The organism is Klebsiella sp. 54, assembly GCF_018223875.1.
Classification (GTDB): Bacteria; Pseudomonadota; Gammaproteobacteria; order Enterobacterales; family Enterobacteriaceae; genus Klebsiella; species Klebsiella quasipneumoniae.
Window position 1 is genome coordinate 1 of sequence record NZ_JAGRRA010000020.1, and the last position, 13,220, is coordinate 13,220.

Sequence of the window (13,220 nt, forward strand, 5' to 3'; positions counted from 1 at the left end):
ACACCAAGTTCGAATCTGAAGTGTACATCCTGTCCAAAGACGAAGGCGGCCGTCATACTCCGTTCTTCAAAGGCTACCGTCCGCAGTTCTACTTCCGTACAACTGACGTGACTGGCACCATCGAACTGCCGGAAGGCGTAGAGATGGTAATGCCGGGCGACAACATCAAAATGGTTGTTACCCTGATCCACCCGATCGCGATGGACGACGGTCTGCGTTTCGCAATCCGTGAAGGCGGCCGTACCGTTGGCGCGGGCGTTGTAGCTAAAGTTCTGGGCTAATTCGTTAGCTTTGAATAAAAAAGGGCGCTTCGGCGCCCTTTTTGCTGTCCGTCGTTCAGCGAAAAAGGCGGTTATGCTGGCGATTCATAACGTGCGCTGCGGCGGATAATGAGTAAATGGTCTATTGTAATCATAACTATTCTCATTTAATATTTGTGCATAAATTGAACGGGAGTTTATATGTACGTTTGTTTGTGCAATGGCATCAGCGATAAAAAAATTCGCCAGGTTGTCCGCCAGTTTCAACCGCAATCTTTTCAGCAATTACGTAAGTTTGTTCCCGTTGGAAATCAATGCGGTAAGTGTGTTCGCGCGGCGCGGGAAGTTATGGAAGATGAATTAACCACCATGCCGGAATTCAAAGAAATCGCCTGAAGTCCACGCTTCTCTTTTGACATCCCTATAGGCCGGACTACGCTTCAATGAGTGGAAGCGGAGGGACTATATAATGAAAGGTGATGTCAAAATCATAAGTTATCTCAATAAATTATTGGGAAATGAGCTGGTCGCAATTAATCAGTACTTTCTCCATGCGAGAATGTTCAAAAACTGGGGCCTGATGCGCCTCAACGATATCGAGTACCACGAATCCATCGACGAAATGAAGCATGCCGATAAATACATCGAGCGTATTCTTTTTCTCGAAGGTATCCCTAATCTGCAGGATCTCGGCAAACTTGGCATCGGTGAAGATGTAGAAGAGATGCTGCAGTCCGATTTAAGACTGGAGCTGGAAGGGGCGCAAAATCTGCGCGAGGCGATCGCCTATGCCGACAGCGTCCATGACTACGTCAGCCGCGATATGATGATTGAGATCCTGGCGGATGAAGAAGGCCATATTGACTGGCTGGAAACCGAACTCGATCTGATCGGCAAAATCGGCCTGCAAAATTACCTGCAGTCGCAGATCAAAGTGTCAGACTAGCCAGCGTCTGACACCCACAGCAGAAACCCGCGGCCGTCAGAAATGGCCCAAACGGCAGCGGGTTGTTCCCCCTCCATTTACTGCTCCCGCCGTACCTGGCGTGCAAACCTGATACTGCCCACACCGTGCCAGCGAGCAGCGATGCTACCAGTAGCAGCTGCGGCAACAATTGCCAGCCATGCCAGGCGCCTAGGGCGGCGAGATATTTGATATCCCCATACCCCAACCCCTCATAGCCGCGGATCCCGCGATATAGCCAGTAAAGCGCAGCCAAACACAGATAGCCGCCTATCGCTCCCCAGACGGCATCATGAAGGTGGTGCGGCGCCAGACAGAGATAAAAAAGTAAACCACTCCACAGCAGGGGACAGGTGTAACGGTCGGGCAGCAGGCCGTGACGCAGGTCCTGGTGGCATAAGGCTAAGGTCAATCCGCTATAACACAGCAAGAAGGGGAGGGCGGCGAGCATGGTTAACCCCGTAATCGTCAAAGAACATCGCCTCACTATGCTTATTGACCCCCGTTTGGTGCAAAAAGGACTTTCCAGGAATGGATGGCGCCATCCGCGTTAATTTGCCGTGTTTTCGGCACGTACAATTCTCTAGCGCGAAGGCGCGCAAATCCTGGTGATGATTTTCTAAACAGCACTTGCGTAGCGCCAGAATTTGCGTATAATGCGCGGGCCTGTCAAAGTTGACGGCCGGTTCAATATGAACCCTGGTAATCGCAGTTGGGTTATCAAACAATGTCCCCAATCGGGGGACTATGTAAGAACGGTTACACTCTCCCATCAATCGTAATGGGTATGAGGAGTAATCATTTCGTCTATAAAATAATTGGAGCTCTGGTCTCATGCAGAACCAAAGAATCCGTATCCGCCTGAAAGCGTTTGATCATCGTCTGATCGATCAATCAACCGCGGAAATCGTCGAGACTGCTAAGCGCACTGGTGCGCAAGTCCGTGGTCCGATCCCGCTGCCGACCCGCAAAGAGCGCTTTACCGTTCTGATCTCCCCGCACGTCAACAAAGACGCGCGTGACCAGTACGAAATTCGCACTCACAAGCGTCTGGTTGACATCGTTGAGCCAACTGAAAAAACCGTTGATGCTCTGATGCGTCTGGATCTGGCTGCCGGTGTAGACGTGCAGATCAGCCTGGGTTAATCAGGTCATCGAGCGATTGAGAGGTTGAAACAATGATTGGTTTAGTCGGTAAAAAAGTGGGCATGACCCGCATCTTCACTGAAGATGGCGTTTCTATCCCAGTAACCGTAATCGAAGTTGAAGCAAACCGTGTTACTCAGGTTAAAGACCTGGCTAACGATGGCTACCGCGCAATCCAGGTTACCACCGGTGCTAAAAAAGCTAACCGTGTAACCAAGCCGGAAGCGGGTCACTTCGCTAAAGCTGGCGTTGAAGCTGGCCGTGGTCTGTGGGAATTCCGTCTGGCTGACGGCGAAGAATTCACCGTAGGTCAGAACATTAGCGTTGAACTGTTTGCTGACGTTAAAAAAGTTGACGTAACCGGTACCTCTAAAGGTAAAGGTTTTGCTGGTACCGTTAAGCGCTGGAACTTCCGTACCCAGGACGCTACTCACGGTAACTCCTTGTCTCACCGCGTTCCGGGTTCTATCGGTCAGAACCAGACTCCGGGCAAAGTGTTCAAAGGCAAGAAAATGGCAGGTCAGCTGGGTAATGAGCGTGTAACCGTTCAGAGCCTGGACGTAGTACGTGTTGACGCTGAGCGCAACCTGCTGCTGGTTAAAGGTGCTGTCCCGGGTGCGACCGGTAGCGACCTGATCGTTAAACCAGCTGTGAAGGCGTGAGGAGATAGCAATGGAATTAGTATTGAAAGACGCGCAGAGCGCGCTGACTGTTTCCGAAACTACCTTCGGTCGTGATTTCAACGAAGCGCTGGTTCACCAGGTTGTTGTTGCTTATGCAGCTGGTGCGCGTCAGGGCACTCGTGCTCAGAAGACTCGTGCTGAAATCACTGGCTCCGGTAAAAAACCGTGGCGCCAGAAAGGTACCGGCCGTGCGCGTTCTGGTTCTATCAAGAGCCCGATCTGGCGTTCCGGTGGCGTGACCTTTGCTGCTCGTCCGCAGGACCACAGTCAAAAAGTTAACAAGAAGATGTACCGCGGCGCGCTGAAAAGCATCCTGTCCGAACTGGTACGTCAGGATCGTCTGATCGTTGTCGAGAAGTTCTCTGTTGAAGCGCCGAAAACTAAGCTGCTGGCACAGAAACTGAAAGACATGGCTCTGGAAGATGTGCTGATCATCACCGGTGAGCTGGACGAGAACCTGTTCCTGGCCGCACGTAACCTGCACAAGGTTGACGTACGTGATGCGAACGGTATCGACCCGGTTAGCCTGATCGCCTTCGACAAAGTCGTAATGACTGCTGATGCTGTTAAGCAAGTTGAGGAGATGCTGGCATGATTCGTGAAGAACGTCTGCTGAAGGTGCTGCGCGCACCGCACGTTTCTGAAAAAGCGTCTACTGCGATGGAAAAAACAAACACCATCGTTCTCAAAGTTGCTAAAGACGCGACCAAAGCAGAAATCAAAGCTGCTGTGCAGAAACTGTTTGAAGTCGAAGTCGAAGTCGTTAACACCCTGGTTGTTAAAGGGAAAGTTAAACGTCACGGACAGCGTATCGGTCGTCGTAGCGACTGGAAAAAAGCTTACGTCACCCTGAAAGAAGGCCAGAATCTGGACTTCGTTGGCGGCGCTGAGTAAGTCGGAGGAGTAATACAATGGCAGTTGTTAAATGTAAACCGACATCTCCGGGTCGTCGCCACGTCGTTAAAGTGGTTAACCCAGAGCTGCACAAGGGCAAACCTTTTGCTCCGTTGCTGGAAAAAAACAGCAAATCCGGTGGTCGTAACAACAATGGCCGTATCACCACCCGTCATATCGGTGGTGGCCACAAGCAGGCTTACCGTATTGTTGACTTCAAACGCAACAAAGATGGTATCCCGGCAGTTGTTGAACGTCTTGAGTACGATCCGAACCGCTCCGCGAACATCGCGCTGGTTCTGTACAAAGACGGCGAGCGCCGTTACATCCTGGCCCCGAAAGGCCTGAAAGCTGGCGACCAGATTCAGTCTGGCGTTGATGCTGCAATCAAAGCAGGCAACACCCTGCCGATGCGCAATATCCCGGTTGGTTCTACCGTTCATAACGTAGAAATGAAACCAGGTAAAGGCGGTCAGCTGGCTCGTTCCGCTGGTACTTACGTTCAGATCGTTGCTCGCGACGGTGCTTATGTCACCCTGCGTCTGCGTTCTGGTGAAATGCGTAAAGTCGAAGCAGACTGCCGCGCTACTCTGGGCGAAGTTGGCAATGCTGAGCATATGCTGCGCGTTCTGGGTAAAGCAGGTGCTGCACGCTGGCGTGGTGTTCGTCCTACCGTTCGCGGTACTGCGATGAACCCAGTAGACCACCCACATGGTGGTGGTGAAGGTCGTAACTTTGGTAAGCACCCGGTATCCCCGTGGGGCCTGCAGACCAAAGGTAAGAAGACCCGCAGCAACAAGCGTACTGATAAATTCATCGTACGTCGCCGTAGCAAATAATTTTAGAGGATAAGCCATGCCACGTTCTCTCAAGAAAGGTCCTTTTATTGACCTGCACTTGCTGAAGAAGGTAGAGAAAGCGGTGGAAAGCGGAGACAAGAAGCCCCTGCGCACTTGGTCCCGTCGTTCAACGATCTTTCCTAACATGATCGGTTTGACCATCGCTGTCCATAATGGTCGTCAGCACGTTCCAGTATTTGTTTCCGACGAAATGGTCGGTCACAAACTGGGTGAATTCGCACCGACTCGTACTTATCGCGGCCACGCTGCTGATAAAAAAGCGAAGAAGAAATAAGGTAGGAGGAAGAGATGGAAACTTTAGCTCAACATCGCCATGCTCGTTCTTCTGCTCAGAAGGTTCGCCTTGTAGCTGACCTGATTCGCGGTAAGAAAGTGTCGCAGGCCCTGGATATTCTGACCTACACCAACAAAAAAGCTGCTGTACTGGTCAAGAAGGTACTGGAATCTGCCATTGCTAACGCTGAACACAACGATGGCGCTGACATTGATGATCTGAAAGTTGCGAAAATTTTCGTAGACGAAGGCCCGAGCATGAAGCGCATTATGCCGCGTGCTAAAGGTCGTGCAGATCGCATCCTGAAGCGCACCAGCCACATCACTGTGGTTGTGTCCGATCGCTGAGACTCTGGAGACTAGCAATGGGTCAGAAAGTACATCCTAATGGTATTCGCCTGGGTATTGTCAAACCATGGAACTCTACCTGGTTCGCGAACACCAAAGAATTCGCTGACAACCTGGACAGCGATTTTAAAGTACGTCAGTTCCTGACTAAAGAACTGGCTAAAGCGTCTGTATCTCGCATCGTTATCGAGCGTCCGGCTAAGAGCATCCGTGTGACCATTCACACCGCTCGCCCGGGTATCGTTATCGGTAAGAAAGGCGAAGACGTAGAAAAACTGCGCAAGGTCGTAGCGGATATCGCTGGCGTACCTGCACAGATCAATATCGCCGAAGTTCGTAAACCTGAACTGGACGCAAAACTGGTTGCTGACAGCATCACTTCTCAGCTGGAACGTCGCGTTATGTTCCGTCGTGCGATGAAGCGTGCTGTACAGAACGCAATGCGTCTGGGCGCTAAAGGTATCAAAGTTGAAGTTAGCGGCCGTCTGGGCGGCGCGGAAATCGCACGTACCGAATGGTACCGTGAAGGTCGCGTACCGCTGCACACTCTGCGTGCTGACATCGACTACAACACCTCTGAAGCGCACACCACTTACGGTGTAATCGGCGTTAAGGTATGGATCTTCAAAGGTGAGATCCTGGGTGGTATGGCTGCTGTTGAACAACCGGAACCGGCTGCTCAACCTAAAAAGCAGCAGCGTAAAGGCCGTAAATAAGGAGCGTCGCTGATGTTACAACCAAAGCGTACAAAATTCCGTAAAGTGCACAAAGGCCGCAACCGTGGTCTGGCGCAGGGTACGGATGTTAGCTTCGGCACTTTCGGTCTGAAAGCTGTTGGCCGTGGTCGTCTGACTGCACGTCAGATCGAAGCAGCACGTCGTGCTATGACCCGTGCAGTTAAGCGTCAAGGTAAGATCTGGATCCGTGTATTCCCGGACAAACCGATCACCGAGAAGCCGCTGGAAGTTCGTATGGGTAAAGGTAAAGGTAACGTGGAGTACTGGGTTGCCTTGATTCAGCCGGGTAAAGTCCTGTATGAAATGGACGGTGTACCGGAAGAGCTGGCCCGTGAAGCATTCGGCCTGGCAGCAGCGAAACTGCCGATCAAAACCACCTTTGTAACTAAGACGGTGATGTAATGAAAGCAAAAGAGCTGCGTGAAAAAAGCGTTGAAGAGCTGAACGCTGAGCTGCTGAACCTGCTGCGTGAGCAGTTCAACCTGCGCATGCAGGCTGCAAGTGGCCAGCTGCAACAGACTCATCTGCTGAAGCAAGTGCGTCGTGATGTTGCACGCGTTAAGACTTTACTGACTCAGAAGGCGGGTGCGTAATGACCGATAAAATCCGTACTCTGCAAGGTCGCGTAGTTAGCGACAAAATGGAGAAATCCATTGTTGTTGCTATCGAACGTATGGTGAAACACCCGGTTTACGGCAAATTCATCAAACGTACGACCAAACTGCACGTACATGACGAGAACAACGAATGCGGTATCGGCGACAAGGTTGAAATCCGCGAATGCCGTCCGCTGTCCAAGACTAAGTCCTGGACGCTGGTTCGCGTTGTAGAGAAAGCGGTTCTGTAATAGAGTACGCATTCTCGATACGGATAAACGGCTCAGCGATGAGCCGTTTATTTTTTCTACCCATATCTGGTTTGTGGTGTTATAATGCCGCGCCCTCGATATGGGGCTTTTTAACGACCCTAATTTTCGGGTCTCAGTAGTAGTTGACATTAGCGGAGCACTAAAATGATCCAAGAACAGACTATGCTGAACGTCGCCGACAACTCCGGTGCACGTCGCGTAATGTGTATCAAGGTTCTGGGTGGCTCGCACCGTCGCTACGCAGGCGTAGGCGACATCATCAAGATCACCATCAAAGAAGCAATTCCGCGTGGTAAGGTCAAAAAAGGTGATGTGCTGAAGGCGGTAGTGGTGCGCACCAAGAAGGGTGTTCGTCGCCCGGACGGTTCTGTCATTCGCTTCGATGGTAATGCATGCGTTATTCTGAACAATAACAGCGAGCAGCCTATCGGTACGCGTATTTTTGGGCCGGTAACTCGTGAACTTCGTACCGAGAAGTTCATGAAAATTATCTCTCTGGCACCAGAAGTACTCTAAGGAGCGAATCATGGCAGCGAAAATCCGTCGTGATGACGAAGTTATCGTGTTAACCGGTAAAGATAAAGGTAAGCGCGGTAAAGTTAAGAATGTCCTGTCTTCCGGCAAGGTCATTGTTGAAGGTATCAACCTGGTTAAGAAACACCAGAAGCCGGTTCCGGCTCTGAACCAACCAGGCGGCATCGTTGAAAAAGAAGCTGCAATTCAGGTTTCTAACGTTGCAATCTTCAATGCGGCAACCGGCAAGGCTGACCGTGTAGGCTTTAGATTCGAAGACGGCAAAAAAGTCCGTTTCTTCAAGTCTAACAGCGAAACTATCAAGTAATTTGGAGTAGTACGATGGCGAAACTGCATGATTACTACAAAGACGAAGTAGTTAAGAAACTCATGACTGAGTTTAACTACAATTCTGTCATGCAAGTCCCTCGGGTCGAGAAGATCACCCTGAACATGGGTGTTGGTGAAGCGATCGCTGACAAGAAACTGCTGGATAACGCAGCAGCTGACCTGGCAGCAATCTCCGGTCAAAAACCGCTGATCACCAAAGCACGCAAATCAGTTGCAGGCTTCAAAATCCGTCAGGGCTATCCGATCGGCTGTAAAGTAACTCTGCGTGGCGAACGCATGTGGGAGTTCTTTGAGCGCCTGATCACTATTGCTGTACCGCGTATTCGTGACTTCCGCGGCCTGTCCGCTAAGTCTTTCGACGGTCGTGGCAACTACAGCATGGGTGTCCGTGAGCAGATCATCTTCCCAGAAATCGACTACGATAAAGTCGACCGCGTTCGTGGTTTGGATATTACCATTACCACTACTGCGAAATCTGACGAAGAAGGCCGTGCTCTGCTGGCTGCCTTTGACTTCCCGTTCCGCAAGTAAGGTAGGGTTACTTAATGGCTAAGCAATCAATGAAAGCACGCGAAGTAAAGCGCGTGGCTTTAGCTGATAAATTCTTCGCTAAACGCGCTGAACTGAAAGCTATCATCTCTGATGTGAACGCAACCGACGAAGATCGTTGGAATGCCGTTCTCAAGCTGCAGACTCTGCCGCGTGATTCCAGCCCGTCTCGTCAGCGTAACCGCTGCCGTCAAACAGGTCGTCCGCATGGTTTCCTGCGGAAGTTCGGGTTGAGCCGTATTAAGGTCCGTGAAGCCGCTATGCGCGGTGAAATCCCGGGTCTGAAAAAGGCTAGCTGGTAATTGTCACCAATTGAATCACGGGAGTAAAGACAGATGAGCATGCAAGATCCGATCGCGGATATGCTGACCCGTATCCGTAACGGTCAGGCCGCGAACAAAGCTGCGGTCACCATGCCTTCCTCCAAGCTGAAAGTGGCAATCGCCAACGTGCTGAAGGAAGAAGGTTTTATCGAAGATTTTAAAGTTGAAGGCGACACCAAGCCGGAACTGGAACTGACTCTTAAGTATTTCCAGGGTAAAGCTGTTGTAGAAAGCATTCAGCGTGTCAGCCGCCCAGGTCTGCGCATCTATAAGAAAAAAGATGAGCTGCCGAAAGTTATGGCCGGTCTGGGTATCGCAGTTGTTTCTACCTCTAAAGGTGTTATGACTGATCGTGCAGCGCGCCAGGCTGGTCTTGGTGGCGAAATTATCTGCTACGTAGCCTAATCGGAGGAAAAAATGTCTCGTGTTGCTAAAGCACCGGTCGTTGTTCCTGCCGGCGTTGATGTAAAAATCAACGGTCAGGTTATTACGATCAAAGGTAAAAACGGCGAGCTGACTCGTACTCTCAACGATGCTGTTGAAGTTAAACATGCAGATAATGCACTGACCTTCGGTCCGCGTGATGGTTACGCAGACGGTTGGGCTCAGGCTGGTACCGCGCGTGCCCTGCTGAACTCAATGGTTATCGGTGTTACCGAAGGCTTCACTAAGAAGCTGCAGCTGGTTGGTGTAGGTTATCGTGCAGCGGTCAAAGGGAATGTAGTAAACCTGGCTTTAGGTTTCTCTCACCCGGTTGATCATCAGCTGCCTGCGGGTATCACTGCAGAATGTCCGACTCAGACTGAAATCGTGCTGAAAGGCGCTGATAAGCAGGTGATCGGCCAGGTTGCAGCAGATCTGCGCGCCTACCGTCGTCCTGAGCCTTACAAAGGCAAGGGTGTTCGTTACGCCGACGAAGTCGTGCGTACCAAAGAGGCTAAGAAGAAGTAAGGTAACACTATGGATAAGAAATCTGCTCGTATCCGTCGTGCGACCCGCGCACGCCGCAAGCTCCAGGAGCTGGGCGCAACTCGCCTGGTGGTACATCGTACCCCGCGTCACATTTACGCACAGGTAATTGCACCGAATGGTTCTGAAGTTCTGGTAGCTGCTTCTACTGTAGAAAAAGCTATCGCTGAACAACTGAAGTACACCGGTAACAAAGACGCTGCTGCAGCTGTGGGTAAAGCTGTCGCTGAACGCGCTCTGGAAAAAGGCATCAAAGATGTTTCCTTTGACCGTTCCGGGTTCCAATATCATGGTCGTGTCCAGGCACTGGCAGATGCTGCCCGTGAAGCTGGCCTTCAGTTCTAAGGTAGAGGTGTAAGATGGCTCACATCGAAAAACAAGCTGGCGAACTGCAGGAAAAGCTGATCGCGGTAAACCGCGTATCTAAAACCGTTAAAGGTGGTCGTATTTTCTCCTTCACAGCTCTGACTGTAGTAGGCGATGGTAACGGTCGCGTTGGTTTTGGTTACGGTAAAGCGCGTGAAGTTCCAGCAGCGATCCAGAAAGCGATGGAAAAAGCCCGTCGCAATATGATTAACGTCGCGCTGAACCACGGCACCCTGCAGCACCCGGTTAAGGGTACTCACACGGGTTCTCGTGTATTCATGCAGCCGGCTTCCGAAGGTACCGGTATCATCGCCGGTGGTGCAATGCGCGCCGTTCTGGAAGTCGCTGGGGTTCGTAACGTTCTGGCTAAAGCGTATGGTTCCACCAACCCGATTAACGTGGTTCGTGCAACTATCGACGGTCTGGAAAACATGAAGTCCCCGGATATGGTCGCTGCCAAGCGTGGTAAATCCGTTGAAGAAATTCTGGGGAAATAAACCATGGCAAAGACTATTAAAATTACTCAAACCCGCAGTGCAATCGGTCGTCTGCCGAAACACAAGGCAACGCTGCTTGGCCTGGGTCTGCGTCGTATTGGTCACACCGTAGAGCGCGAGGATACTCCTGCTGTTCGTGGTATGGTCAACGCGGTTTCCTTCATGGTTAAAGTTGAGGAGTAAGAGATGCGTTTAAATACTCTGTCTCCGGCCGAAGGCTCCAAAAAGGCGGGTAAACGCCTGGGTCGTGGTATCGGTTCTGGCCTCGGTAAAACCGGTGGTCGTGGTCACAAAGGTCAGAAATCTCGTTCTGGCGGTGGCGTACGTCGCGGTTTCGAGGGTGGTCAGATGCCTCTGTACCGTCGTCTGCCGAAATTCGGCTTCACTTCTCGTAAAGCGATGATCACCGCAGAGATCCGTCTCTCCGATCTGGCTCACGTAGAAGGCGATGTAGTAGACCTGAACGCGCTGAAAGCGGCTAACATTATCGGTGTCCAGATCGAGTTCGCGAAAGTGATCCTGTCTGGTGAGGTAACTCGTCCGGTAACTGTTCGTGGCCTGCGTGTGACTAAAGGTGCTCGTGCTGCTATCGAAGCTGCTGGCGGTAAAATTGAGGAATAAGTAGCAGATGGCTAAACAACCGGGATTAGATTTTCAAAGTGCCAAAGGTGGCCTTGGCGAACTGAAACGCAGACTTCTGTTTGTGGTCGGTGCGCTGATAGTGTTCCGTATTGGCTCTTTTATTCCGATCCCTGGTATTGATGCCGCTGTACTTGCCAAACTGCTTGAGCAACAGCGAGGCACCATCATTGAAATGTTCAACATGTTCTCTGGTGGTGCTCTCAGCCGTGCTTCTATCTTTGCACTGGGGATTATGCCGTACATTTCGGCATCTATCATCGTGCAGCTGCTGACGGTGGTTTATCAACCGCTGGCAGAACTGAAGAAAGAAGGGGAGTCTGGTCGTCGTAAGATCAGCCAGTACACCCGCTACGGTACTCTGGTGCTGGCGATATTCCAGTCGATCGGTATTGCTACCGGTCTGCCGAATATGCCTGGTATGCAGGGCCTGGTGATTAATCCAGGCTTTGCATTCTATTTCACCGCTGTTGTCAGTCTGGTCACAGGGACTATGTTCCTGATGTGGCTCGGCGAGCAGATAACTGAACGCGGTATCGGTAACGGTATCTCGATCATTATCTTCGCCGGTATCGTTGCGGGACTCCCGCCGGCCATCGCCCATACTATCGAGCAAGCGCGTCAAGGCGACCTGCACTTCCTCCTGTTGCTGTTGGTTGCAGTATTAGTATTTGCAGTGACCTTCTTTGTTGTATTCGTTGAACGTGGTCAACGCCGCATTGTGGTAAACTACGCGAAACGTCAACAGGGTCGTCGTGTCTATGCTGCACAGAGCACACATTTACCGCTGAAAGTGAATATGGCGGGGGTAATCCCGGCAATCTTCGCTTCCAGTATTATACTGTTCCCGGCAACCATCACGTCATGGTTCGGGGGTGGTACTGGTTGGAACTGGCTGACAACAATTTCGCTGTATTTGCAGCCTGGGCAACCGCTTTATGTGTTACTCTATGCGTCTGCAATCATCTTCTTCTGTTTCTTCTACACGGCGTTGGTTTTCAACCCGCGTGAAACAGCAGATAACCTGAAGAAGTCCGGTGCATTTGTACCAGGAATTCGTCCGGGAGAGCAAACGGCGAAGTATATCGATAAAGTGATGACTCGCCTGACTCTGGTTGGTGCGTTGTACATTACTTTTATCTGCCTGATCCCGGAGTTCATGCGTGACGCGATGAAAGTGCCGTTCTACTTCGGTGGGACCTCGCTGCTTATCGTTGTTGTCGTGATTATGGACTTTATGGCTCAAGTGCAAACTCTGATGATGTCCAGTCAGTATGAGTCTGCATTGAAGAAGGCGAACCTGAAAGGCTACGGCCGCTAAAACTGGTCGCCCGAGAAGTTACGGAGAGTAAAAATGAAAGTTCGTGCTTCCGTCAAGAAATTATGCCGTAACTGCAAAATCGTTAAGCGTGATGGCGTCATCCGTGTGATTTGCAGTGCCGAGCCGAAGCATAAACAGCGCCAAGGCTGATTTTTTCGCATATTTTTCTTGCAAAGTTGGATTGAGCTGGCTAGATTAGCCAGCCAATCTTTTGTATGTCTGTACGTTTCCATTTGAGTATCCTGAAAACGGGCTTTTCAGCATGGTGCGTACATATTAAATAGTAGGAGTGCATAGTGGCCCGTATAGCAGGCATTAACATTCCTGATCACAAACATACCGTAATCGCTTTAACCGCTATTTTCGGTATCGGCAAAACCCGTTCTAAAGCCATCTGCGCTGAAACGGGCATCGCTGAAAATGTTAAGATCAGTGAGCTGTCTGAAGAACAAATTGATATTCTGCGTGAAGCAGTAGGTAAATTTGTCGTTGAAGGTGATCTGCGCCGTGAAATCACCCTGAGCATCAAGCGTCTGATGGACCTTGGTTGCTACCGTGGTTTGCGTCATCGTCGTGGTCTCCCGGTTCGCGGTCAGCGTACCAAGACCAACGCACGTACCCGTAAGGGTCCGCGTAAACCGATCAAGAAATAATCGGGG

27 protein-coding genes and 1 pseudogene are annotated in these 13,220 nt (G+C 50.9%); 27 read left to right on the forward strand and 1 reads right to left on the reverse strand.

What is annotated here, in order from left to right; all coding sequences use genetic code 11:
- From tuf to bfr, 3 genes and pseudogenes are all read left to right on the forward strand, one after another.
- Positions 1 to 281, forward strand: a pseudogene (tuf, locus tag KHQ24_RS24040) (elongation factor Tu); the annotation flags it as partial.
- Positions 282 to 461: 180 nt separating this feature from the next.
- A complete protein-coding gene (gene bfd, locus KHQ24_RS24045; RefSeq protein ID WP_017900608.1) occupies positions 462 to 656 on the forward strand; it encodes a bacterioferritin-associated ferredoxin in 195 nt (64 codons plus the stop codon).
- A 73-nt stretch (positions 657 to 729) separates the two neighbouring features.
- A complete protein-coding gene (gene bfr, locus KHQ24_RS24050) occupies positions 730 to 1,206 on the forward strand; it encodes a bacterioferritin (protein WP_004206792.1) in 477 nt (158 codons plus the stop codon).
- On the opposite strand, the gene KHQ24_RS24055 is transcribed toward bfr, so the two are convergent.
- On the reverse strand, positions 1,190 to 1,675 hold the full coding sequence (locus KHQ24_RS24055; protein WP_048295653.1) for a prepilin peptidase: 486 nt from the start codon (positions 1,673 to 1,675) through the stop codon (positions 1,190 to 1,192). The genes bfr and KHQ24_RS24055 overlap by 17 nt on opposite strands.
- Positions 1,676 to 2,058: 383 nt before the next feature.
- Between KHQ24_RS24055 and rpsJ the strand changes: the two genes are divergently transcribed.
- The 24 genes from rpsJ (at position 2,059) to rpsM (ending at position 13,214) form a co-directional block, all read left to right on the forward strand.
- On the forward strand, positions 2,059 to 2,370 hold the full coding sequence (gene rpsJ, locus KHQ24_RS24060; RefSeq protein ID WP_001181005.1) for a 30S ribosomal protein S10: 312 nt from the start codon (positions 2,059 to 2,061) through the stop codon (positions 2,368 to 2,370).
- 32 nt (positions 2,371 to 2,402) lie between these two features.
- Positions 2,403 to 3,032: a 50S ribosomal protein L3 gene (gene rplC / locus KHQ24_RS24065; protein ID WP_002919796.1), complete on the forward strand. Its 630-nt coding sequence runs from the start codon at positions 2,403 to 2,405 to the stop codon at positions 3,030 to 3,032.
- Between the two features lie 10 nt (positions 3,033 to 3,042).
- Entirely contained in the window at positions 3,043 to 3,648 is a 606-nt protein-coding gene (gene rplD, locus KHQ24_RS24070; RefSeq protein WP_002919794.1) for a 50S ribosomal protein L4, read from the forward strand.
- A complete protein-coding gene (rplW, locus tag KHQ24_RS24075) occupies positions 3,645 to 3,947 on the forward strand; it encodes a 50S ribosomal protein L23 (protein WP_000617546.1) in 303 nt (100 codons plus the stop codon). The genes rplD and rplW overlap by 4 nt, the downstream gene beginning before the upstream one ends.
- 17 nt (positions 3,948 to 3,964) lie before the next feature.
- Positions 3,965 to 4,786: a 50S ribosomal protein L2 gene (rplB, locus tag KHQ24_RS24080; protein WP_002919786.1), complete on the forward strand. Its 822-nt coding sequence runs from the start codon at positions 3,965 to 3,967 to the stop codon at positions 4,784 to 4,786.
- A gap of 16 nt (positions 4,787 to 4,802) precedes the next feature.
- Complete coding sequence (rpsS, locus tag KHQ24_RS24085) at positions 4,803 to 5,081, forward strand: 30S ribosomal protein S19 (RefSeq protein WP_001138115.1); 279 nt, start codon at positions 4,803 to 4,805, stop codon at positions 5,079 to 5,081.
- A gap of 14 nt (positions 5,082 to 5,095) precedes the next feature.
- Positions 5,096 to 5,428 (forward strand): 50S ribosomal protein L22, encoded by a 333-nt coding sequence (rplV, locus tag KHQ24_RS24090; RefSeq protein WP_002919773.1) that lies wholly within the window; start codon positions 5,096 to 5,098, stop codon positions 5,426 to 5,428.
- Between the two features lie 17 nt (positions 5,429 to 5,445).
- Complete coding sequence (gene rpsC, locus KHQ24_RS24095; protein WP_002919766.1) at positions 5,446 to 6,144, forward strand: 30S ribosomal protein S3; 699 nt, start codon at positions 5,446 to 5,448, stop codon at positions 6,142 to 6,144.
- A gap of 12 nt (positions 6,145 to 6,156) precedes the next feature.
- Positions 6,157 to 6,567 (forward strand): 50S ribosomal protein L16, encoded by a 411-nt coding sequence (gene rplP, locus KHQ24_RS24100; protein WP_002919759.1) that lies wholly within the window; start codon positions 6,157 to 6,159, stop codon positions 6,565 to 6,567.
- Positions 6,567 to 6,758 (forward strand): 50S ribosomal protein L29, encoded by a 192-nt coding sequence (gene rpmC / locus KHQ24_RS24105; protein ID WP_002919754.1) that lies wholly within the window; start codon positions 6,567 to 6,569, stop codon positions 6,756 to 6,758. The genes rplP and rpmC overlap by 1 nt, the downstream gene beginning before the upstream one ends.
- Positions 6,758 to 7,012, forward strand: coding sequence for a 30S ribosomal protein S17 (gene rpsQ / locus KHQ24_RS24110; RefSeq protein ID WP_002919751.1), 255 nt, complete (start codon positions 6,758 to 6,760; stop codon positions 7,010 to 7,012). The genes rpmC and rpsQ overlap by 1 nt, the downstream gene beginning before the upstream one ends.
- Before the next feature lie 165 nt (positions 7,013 to 7,177).
- Complete coding sequence (rplN, locus tag KHQ24_RS24115) at positions 7,178 to 7,549, forward strand: 50S ribosomal protein L14 (protein ID WP_002919748.1); 372 nt, start codon at positions 7,178 to 7,180, stop codon at positions 7,547 to 7,549.
- A gap of 10 nt (positions 7,550 to 7,559) precedes the next feature.
- The gene (rplX, locus tag KHQ24_RS24120) at positions 7,560 to 7,874 is read left to right on the forward strand and encodes a 50S ribosomal protein L24 (protein WP_000729185.1); all 315 of its coding nucleotides are present in this window, start codon (positions 7,560 to 7,562) and stop codon (positions 7,872 to 7,874) included.
- 14 nt (positions 7,875 to 7,888) lie between these two features.
- On the forward strand, positions 7,889 to 8,428 hold the full coding sequence (gene rplE, locus KHQ24_RS24125) for a 50S ribosomal protein L5 (RefSeq protein ID WP_001096200.1): 540 nt from the start codon (positions 7,889 to 7,891) through the stop codon (positions 8,426 to 8,428).
- Positions 8,429 to 8,442: 14 nt separating this feature from the next.
- Entirely contained in the window at positions 8,443 to 8,748 is a 306-nt protein-coding gene (gene rpsN, locus KHQ24_RS24130; protein ID WP_002919667.1) for a 30S ribosomal protein S14, read from the forward strand.
- Between the two features lie 33 nt (positions 8,749 to 8,781).
- On the forward strand, positions 8,782 to 9,174 hold the full coding sequence (gene rpsH, locus KHQ24_RS24135) for a 30S ribosomal protein S8 (RefSeq protein WP_002919665.1): 393 nt from the start codon (positions 8,782 to 8,784) through the stop codon (positions 9,172 to 9,174).
- A gap of 12 nt (positions 9,175 to 9,186) precedes the next feature.
- On the forward strand, positions 9,187 to 9,720 hold the full coding sequence (rplF, locus tag KHQ24_RS24140; RefSeq protein ID WP_002919662.1) for a 50S ribosomal protein L6: 534 nt from the start codon (positions 9,187 to 9,189) through the stop codon (positions 9,718 to 9,720).
- A gap of 9 nt (positions 9,721 to 9,729) precedes the next feature.
- Positions 9,730 to 10,083, forward strand: a complete 354-nt coding sequence (rplR, locus tag KHQ24_RS24145) for a 50S ribosomal protein L18 (protein ID WP_000358960.1) — start codon at positions 9,730 to 9,732, stop codon at positions 10,081 to 10,083.
- Between the two features lie 14 nt (positions 10,084 to 10,097).
- A complete protein-coding gene (gene rpsE, locus KHQ24_RS24150; RefSeq protein WP_002919545.1) occupies positions 10,098 to 10,601 on the forward strand; it encodes a 30S ribosomal protein S5 in 504 nt (167 codons plus the stop codon).
- 3 nt (positions 10,602 to 10,604) lie between these two features.
- Positions 10,605 to 10,784, forward strand: coding sequence for a 50S ribosomal protein L30 (gene rpmD / locus KHQ24_RS24155; RefSeq protein ID WP_001140434.1), 180 nt, complete (start codon positions 10,605 to 10,607; stop codon positions 10,782 to 10,784).
- A gap of 3 nt (positions 10,785 to 10,787) precedes the next feature.
- Positions 10,788 to 11,222: a 50S ribosomal protein L15 gene (gene rplO / locus KHQ24_RS24160; protein ID WP_002919516.1), complete on the forward strand. Its 435-nt coding sequence runs from the start codon at positions 10,788 to 10,790 to the stop codon at positions 11,220 to 11,222.
- 7 nt (positions 11,223 to 11,229) lie between these two features.
- Positions 11,230 to 12,561 (forward strand): preprotein translocase subunit SecY, encoded by a 1,332-nt coding sequence (gene secY / locus KHQ24_RS24165; protein WP_002919515.1) that lies wholly within the window; start codon positions 11,230 to 11,232, stop codon positions 12,559 to 12,561.
- Between the two features lie 33 nt (positions 12,562 to 12,594).
- Positions 12,595 to 12,711: a 50S ribosomal protein L36 gene (gene rpmJ / locus KHQ24_RS24170; protein WP_000868187.1), complete on the forward strand. Its 117-nt coding sequence runs from the start codon at positions 12,595 to 12,597 to the stop codon at positions 12,709 to 12,711.
- A gap of 146 nt (positions 12,712 to 12,857) precedes the next feature.
- On the forward strand, positions 12,858 to 13,214 hold the full coding sequence (gene rpsM, locus KHQ24_RS24175) for a 30S ribosomal protein S13 (protein WP_002919259.1): 357 nt from the start codon (positions 12,858 to 12,860) through the stop codon (positions 13,212 to 13,214).
- Positions 13,215 to 13,220: the final 6 nt, after the last annotated feature.

Coding starts and splice junctions, on each gene's coding strand:
- bfd (WP_017900608.1), top strand. CDS start 462: ATGTACGTTTGTTTGTGCAATGGCATCAGCGATAAAAAAATTCGCCAG.
- bfr (WP_004206792.1), top strand. CDS start 730: ATGAAAGGTGATGTCAAAATCATAAGTTATCTCAATAAATTATTGGGA.
- KHQ24_RS24055 (WP_048295653.1), bottom strand. CDS start 1,675: ATGCTCGCCGCCCTCCCCTTCTTGCTGTGTTATAGCGGATTGACCTTA.
- rpsJ (WP_001181005.1), top strand. CDS start 2,059: ATGCAGAACCAAAGAATCCGTATCCGCCTGAAAGCGTTTGATCATCGT.
- rplC (WP_002919796.1), top strand. CDS start 2,403: ATGATTGGTTTAGTCGGTAAAAAAGTGGGCATGACCCGCATCTTCACT.
- rplD (WP_002919794.1), top strand. CDS start 3,043: ATGGAATTAGTATTGAAAGACGCGCAGAGCGCGCTGACTGTTTCCGAA.
- rplW (WP_000617546.1), top strand. CDS start 3,645: ATGATTCGTGAAGAACGTCTGCTGAAGGTGCTGCGCGCACCGCACGTT.
- rplB (WP_002919786.1), top strand. CDS start 3,965: ATGGCAGTTGTTAAATGTAAACCGACATCTCCGGGTCGTCGCCACGTC.
- rpsS (WP_001138115.1), top strand. CDS start 4,803: ATGCCACGTTCTCTCAAGAAAGGTCCTTTTATTGACCTGCACTTGCTG.
- rplV (WP_002919773.1), top strand. CDS start 5,096: ATGGAAACTTTAGCTCAACATCGCCATGCTCGTTCTTCTGCTCAGAAG.
- rpsC (WP_002919766.1), top strand. CDS start 5,446: ATGGGTCAGAAAGTACATCCTAATGGTATTCGCCTGGGTATTGTCAAA.
- rplP (WP_002919759.1), top strand. CDS start 6,157: ATGTTACAACCAAAGCGTACAAAATTCCGTAAAGTGCACAAAGGCCGC.
- rpmC (WP_002919754.1), top strand. CDS start 6,567: ATGAAAGCAAAAGAGCTGCGTGAAAAAAGCGTTGAAGAGCTGAACGCT.
- rpsQ (WP_002919751.1), top strand. CDS start 6,758: ATGACCGATAAAATCCGTACTCTGCAAGGTCGCGTAGTTAGCGACAAA.
- rplN (WP_002919748.1), top strand. CDS start 7,178: ATGATCCAAGAACAGACTATGCTGAACGTCGCCGACAACTCCGGTGCA.
- rplX (WP_000729185.1), top strand. CDS start 7,560: ATGGCAGCGAAAATCCGTCGTGATGACGAAGTTATCGTGTTAACCGGT.
- rplE (WP_001096200.1), top strand. CDS start 7,889: ATGGCGAAACTGCATGATTACTACAAAGACGAAGTAGTTAAGAAACTC.
- rpsN (WP_002919667.1), top strand. CDS start 8,443: ATGGCTAAGCAATCAATGAAAGCACGCGAAGTAAAGCGCGTGGCTTTA.
- rpsH (WP_002919665.1), top strand. CDS start 8,782: ATGAGCATGCAAGATCCGATCGCGGATATGCTGACCCGTATCCGTAAC.
- rplF (WP_002919662.1), top strand. CDS start 9,187: ATGTCTCGTGTTGCTAAAGCACCGGTCGTTGTTCCTGCCGGCGTTGAT.
- rplR (WP_000358960.1), top strand. CDS start 9,730: ATGGATAAGAAATCTGCTCGTATCCGTCGTGCGACCCGCGCACGCCGC.
- rpsE (WP_002919545.1), top strand. CDS start 10,098: ATGGCTCACATCGAAAAACAAGCTGGCGAACTGCAGGAAAAGCTGATC.
- rpmD (WP_001140434.1), top strand. CDS start 10,605: ATGGCAAAGACTATTAAAATTACTCAAACCCGCAGTGCAATCGGTCGT.
- rplO (WP_002919516.1), top strand. CDS start 10,788: ATGCGTTTAAATACTCTGTCTCCGGCCGAAGGCTCCAAAAAGGCGGGT.
- secY (WP_002919515.1), top strand. CDS start 11,230: ATGGCTAAACAACCGGGATTAGATTTTCAAAGTGCCAAAGGTGGCCTT.
- rpmJ (WP_000868187.1), top strand. CDS start 12,595: ATGAAAGTTCGTGCTTCCGTCAAGAAATTATGCCGTAACTGCAAAATC.